The sequence below is a fragment of the Elizabethkingia miricola genome (assembly GCF_001675285.1).
GTDB classification, from domain to species: domain Bacteria; phylum Bacteroidota; class Bacteroidia; order Flavobacteriales; family Weeksellaceae; genus Elizabethkingia; species Elizabethkingia miricola.
Window position 1 is genome coordinate 1 of the sequence record NZ_LSGQ01000011.1, and the last position, 5,340, is coordinate 5,340.

The 5,340-nt window shown below is 46.3% G+C and carries 2 tRNA genes and 2 rRNA genes; all 4 read left to right on the top strand.

The window, feature by feature from the left end:
* Nucleotides 1-363: 363 nt before the first annotated feature.
* The 4 genes from ATE49_RS10140 to ATE49_RS10155 all read left to right on the top strand — a co-directional run bounded on the left by ATE49_RS10140 (nucleotide 364) and on the right by ATE49_RS10155 (nucleotide 5,153).
* Nucleotides 364-1,880, top strand: a 16S ribosomal RNA gene (locus ATE49_RS10140).
* Nucleotides 1,881-2,057: 177 nt separating this feature from the next.
* A tRNA-Ile gene (locus ATE49_RS10145) sits at nucleotides 2,058-2,131 on the top strand.
* 12 nt (nucleotides 2,132-2,143) lie between these two features.
* Nucleotides 2,144-2,217, top strand: a tRNA-Ala gene (locus ATE49_RS10150).
* Between the two features lie 160 nt (nucleotides 2,218-2,377).
* Nucleotides 2,378-5,153 (top strand): 23S ribosomal RNA (locus ATE49_RS10155).
* Together the 16S and 23S rRNA genes with 2 tRNA genes alongside form the textbook arrangement of a ribosomal RNA operon.
* Nucleotides 5,154-5,340: the final 187 nt, after the last annotated feature.

Here is a 5,340-nt window from a genome sequence, read left to right on the forward strand (position 1 = left end):
TAAACAATGAGAGTTGTGATGGGAGCAGGAGGTAATTGAGACGAAAAAATCGATTAAAATTTTTTAGAAAAAAGATTTGGTCATGTTAATAAAATTTATTAGTTTTGCCCACGCAAAAATGGTTAATAAAAGGACTGTTGTAGCGGAGTAGAGGTAATGAAGATGACTGAAAAAAAACTTCAAAAAAAGTTTTGTAAATCGGAAAAAAGTTTTTATCTTTGCACTCGCAAATCTGAAACACTGACAGAAGAGATTTCGGATGAAGCGAAAAGAATAAAAGATCATTGAAAATAAAATAACAACCAAGTAAGAAAAACCAAAGCGTCAATTTTAAATTGAGTTGAGTTTAAGGAACACAAACATACAATGGAGAGTTTGATCCTGGCTCAGGATGAACGCTAGCGGGAGGCCTAACACATGCAAGCCGAGCGGTAGAGATTCTTCGGAATCTTGAGAGCGGCGTACGGGTGCGGAACACGTGTGCAACCTGCCTTTATCAAGGGGATAGCCTTTCGAAAGGAAGATTAATACCCTATAATATATGATTCGGCATCGGATTATATTGAAAACTACGGTGGATAAAGATGGGCACGCGCAAGATTAGCTAGTTGGTGAGGTAACGGCTCACCAAGGCGACGATCTTTAGGGGGCCTGAGAGGGTGATCCCCCACACTGGTACTGAGACACGGACCAGACTCCTACGGGAGGCAGCAGTGAGGAATATTGGACAATGGGTGGAAGCCTGATCCAGCCATCCCGCGTGTAGGAAGACGGCCCTATGGGTTGTAAACTACTTTTATCTGGGGATAAACCTACTTACGTGTAAGTAGCTGAAGGTACCAGATGAATAAGCACCGGCTAACTCCGTGCCAGCAGCCGCGGTAATACGGAGGGTGCAAGCGTTATCCGGATTTATTGGGTTTAAAGGGTCCGTAGGCGGACTGATAAGTCAGTGGTGAAATCCGACAGCTTAACTGTCGAACTGCCATTGATACTGTTAGTCTTGAGTAAGGTTGAAGTGGCTGGAATAAGTAGTGTAGCGGTGAAATGCATAGATATTACTTAGAACACCAATTGCGAAGGCAGGTCACTAAGTCTTAACTGACGCTGATGGACGAAAGCGTGGGGAGCGAACAGGATTAGATACCCTGGTAGTCCACGCCGTAAACGATGATTACTCGTTTTTGGGTTTTAGGATTCAGAGACTAAGCGAAAGTGATAAGTAATCCACCTGGGGAGTACGTTCGCAAGAATGAAACTCAAAGGAATTGACGGGGGCCCGCACAAGCGGTGGAGCATGTGGTTTAATTCGATGATACGCGAGGAACCTTACCAAGACTTAAATGGGAAATGACAGATTTAGAAATAGATCCTTCTTCGGACATTTTTCAAGGTGCTGCATGGTTGTCGTCAGCTCGTGCCGTGAGGTGTTAGGTTAAGTCCTGCAACGAGCGCAACCCCTGTCACTAGTTGCTAACATTAAGTTGAGGACTCTAGTGAGACTGCCTACGCAAGTAGAGAGGAAGGTGGGGATGACGTCAAATCATCACGGCCCTTACGTCTTGGGCCACACACGTGCTACAATGGCCGGTACAGAGGGCAGCTACCTAGTGATAGGATGCAAATCTCGAAAGCCGGTCTCAGTTCGGATTGGAGTCTGCAACTCGACTCTATGAAGCTGGAATCGCTAGTAATCGCGCATCAGCCATGGCGCGGTGAATACGTTCCCGGGCCTTGTACACACCGCCCGTCAAGCCATGGAAGCTGGGGGTACCTGAAGTCGGTGACCGTAAAAGGAGCTGCCTAGGGTAAAACTAGTAACTAGGGCTAAGTCGTAACAAGGTAGCCGTACCGGAAGGTGCGGCTGGAACATCTCATTTTAGAGCGTCTTTAGGACGATAAACAAAATTAAGGTACTTAAATGTACTGCTTACTTAAACAAAGCATAGCTTTGGTTTTACTTTGGTTGATATTTAAGAAATAACCCTTTAGATTAGTAACAGGGAAAGAGATAATTTATAATTAATAATTGTTAATTAATAATTATAGATTAATGAAGTCTCGTAGCTCAGCTGGTTAGAGCGCTACACTGATAATGTAGAGGTCGGCAGTTCGAGCCTGCCCGAGACTACTAATTGAAAAAGGGGAATTAGCTCAGCTGGCTAGAGCGCCTGCCTTGCACGCAGGAGGTCAAGGGTTCGACTCCCTTATTCTCCACAGTTTTGTTGGACTGATACAAGTATACGAATAGAGCCAAAACAAATATTCGTTTATCAGGAAGATAGAAAGAACTAAAGATCATTGACATTAACGGTAAAATTGACATCACAAAGAGATAACCGAGCACTCCTTGAGTGCAGAGTAAAATAAAATTAGGAAAGAAATCGTTAAGGGCGTATGGCGGATGCCTAGGCTTTCAGAGGCGAAGAAGGACGTGGTAAGCTGCGAAAAGCTGCGGGGATTGGCACACACGAATTGATCCGCAGATGTCCGAATGGGGCAACCCGGCATATTGAAGATATGTCACCCAGCAATGGGAGCAAACCCGGAGAACTGAAACATCTAAGTACCCGGAGGAAAAGAAATCGAAGAGATTCCGTAAGTAGTGGCGAGCGAAAGCGGATTAGCCCAAAAGCTTTTATATGTTTAATAGAATACACTGGAAAGTGTAGCCATAGAGGGTGATAGCCCCGTATATGAAAGGCATACATAAGTGATAAATGAGTAGGGCGGGACACGTGAAATCCTGTCTGAATATGGGGGGACCATCCTCCAAGGCTAAATACTCCTGAAAGACCGATAGTGAACAAGTACTGTGAAGGAAAGGTGAAAAGCACTTCGAATAGAAGGGTGAAATAGAACCTGAAACCGTACGCCTACAAGCGGTCGGAGCAGCTATATGCTGTGACGGCGTGCCTTTTGCATAATGAGCCTACGAGTTAATCTTACTAGCGAGGTTAAGGACTTAAGGTCCGGAGCCGTAGCGAAAGCGAGTCTGAATAGGGCGCTTAGTTAGTGGGATTAGACGCGAAACCTTGTGATCTACCCATGGGCAGGTTGAAGCTTTGGTAACACAAAGTGGAGGACCGAACCGGTTGACGTTGAAAAGTCTTCGGATGACCTGTGGGTAGGGGTGAAAGGCCAATCAAACTGGGAGATAGCTCGTACTCCCCGAAATGCATTTAGGTGCAGCGTCGATATAGTTTATTAGAGGTAGAGCTACTGATTGGATGCGGGGGTTTCATCGCCTACCAATTCCTGACAAACTCCGAATGCTAATAAATGATTGTCGGCAGTGAGGGCATGGGTGCTAAGGTCCATGTCCGAGAGGGAAAGAACCCAGACCAACAGCTAAGGTCCCTAAATATATGCTAAGTTGAAAGAACGCGGTTGGACTGCATTGACAGCTAGGATGTTGGCTTGGAAGCAGCCATTCATTTAAAGAGTGCGTAACAGCTCACTAGTCGAGCGGTCCGGCATGGATAATAATCGGGCATAAGCATATTACCGAAGCTATGGCAGTATTTAATACTGGGTAGGGGAGCATTCTATTTGCGCCGAAGCAGTACTGTGAGGTATTGTGGAGCGGATAGAAAAGAAAATGTAGGCATAAGTAACGATAAAGGGGGCGAGAAACCCCCTCACCGAAAGACTAAGGTTTCCTCAGCCATGCTAATCAGCTGAGGGTTAGTCGGGGCCTAACGCGAAGCCGACAGGCGTAGTGGATGGACAACGGGTTAATATTCCCGTACCAGTATATTAATAAAAGTGACGGAGTTGGAAACTAGGTGCGTACTGACGGAATAGTACGTTGAAGTAACTGCGAGGTTACGATAGTACAGCAAATCTTCGGATGCGCTGATAATCCTGGGGACCCGCTTCCAAGAAAAGCGAAATATACTGCCCGTACCAAAACCGACACAGGTAGTCGAGGAGAGAATCCTAAGGTGCTCGAGTGAGTCGTGGCTAAGGAACTAGGCAAAATAGTCTCGTAACTTCGGAAGAAGAGACGCCTCCCTCCGGGGAGGCCGCAGTGAAGAGGCCCAGGCGACTGTTTATCAAAAACACAGGACTCTGCTAAATCGAAAGATGCTGTATAGGGTCTGACACCTGCCCGGTGCTGGAAGGTTAAGGAAGGTGCTTAGAAGTAATTCGAAGGCATTGACTGAAGCCCCAGTAAACGGCGGCCGTAACTATAACGGTCCTAAGGTAGCGAAATTCCTTGTCGGGTAAGTTCCGACCTGCACGAATGGTGTAACGATCTGGGCACTGTCTCAGCCACGAGCTCGGTGAAATTGTAGTATCGGTGAAGATGCCGATTACCCGCAATGGGACGAAAAGACCCTGTGAACCTTTACTATAACTTCGTATTGACTTCGAGTAAACAATGTGTAGGATAGGTGGGAGGCTGTGAAGCAGGCACGCTAGTGTTTGTGGAGCCAACGTTGAAATACCACCCTTTGTTTACTTGGAGCCTAACTTCTACGGAAGGACATTGCGTGGTGGGTAGTTTGACTGGGGTGGTCGCCTCCAAAAGAGTAACGGAGGCTTTCAAAGGTACCCTCAGCACGCTTGGTAACCGTGCGTAGAGTGTAATGGCATAAGGGTGCTTGACTGTGAGACCTACAAGTCGATCAGGTGCGAAAGCAGGACATAGTGATCCGGTGGTTCCGTATGGAAGGGCCATCGCTCATAGGATAAAAGGTACTCCGGGGATAACAGGCTAGTCTCCCCCAAGAGCTCACATCGACGGGGAGGTTCGGCACCTCGATGTCGGCTCGTCACATCCTGGGGCTGGAGAAGGTCCCAAGGGTTGGGCTGTTCGCCCATTAAAGTGGCACGCGAGCTGGGTTCAGAACGTCGTGAGACAGTTCGGTCTCTATCTATTGCGGGCGTTAGATGTTTGAGAGGGCTTGATTCTAGTACGAGAGGACCGAATTGAACAAACCTCTGGTGTATCAGTTGTACCGCCAGGTGCACCGCTGAGTAGCTATGTTTGGAAGAGATAAGCACTGAAAGCATATAAGTGCGAAACTCGCCTCAAGATGAGACATCTTTTAAGGGTCGTTGTAGATGACGACGTTGATAGGCTATAGGTGTAAAGGCAGTAATGTCATAGCCGAGTAGTACTAATTACCCGTAGATTTATAGCCTAATAAGGCTTAAAGCTAAAAGCAATAAGTAAGCTTTGCAAAAATACTTAAGGAGTGCGCTAAAGGTTATGCCTTTGTGATGTTGAAACTACCGAAACATGTTGGTAGTTATAGGTTAGGAGTAATTGGATAGAATCCGATAACCGAATACCGATAACGAACAACTAAATAATATATAACAAACTTT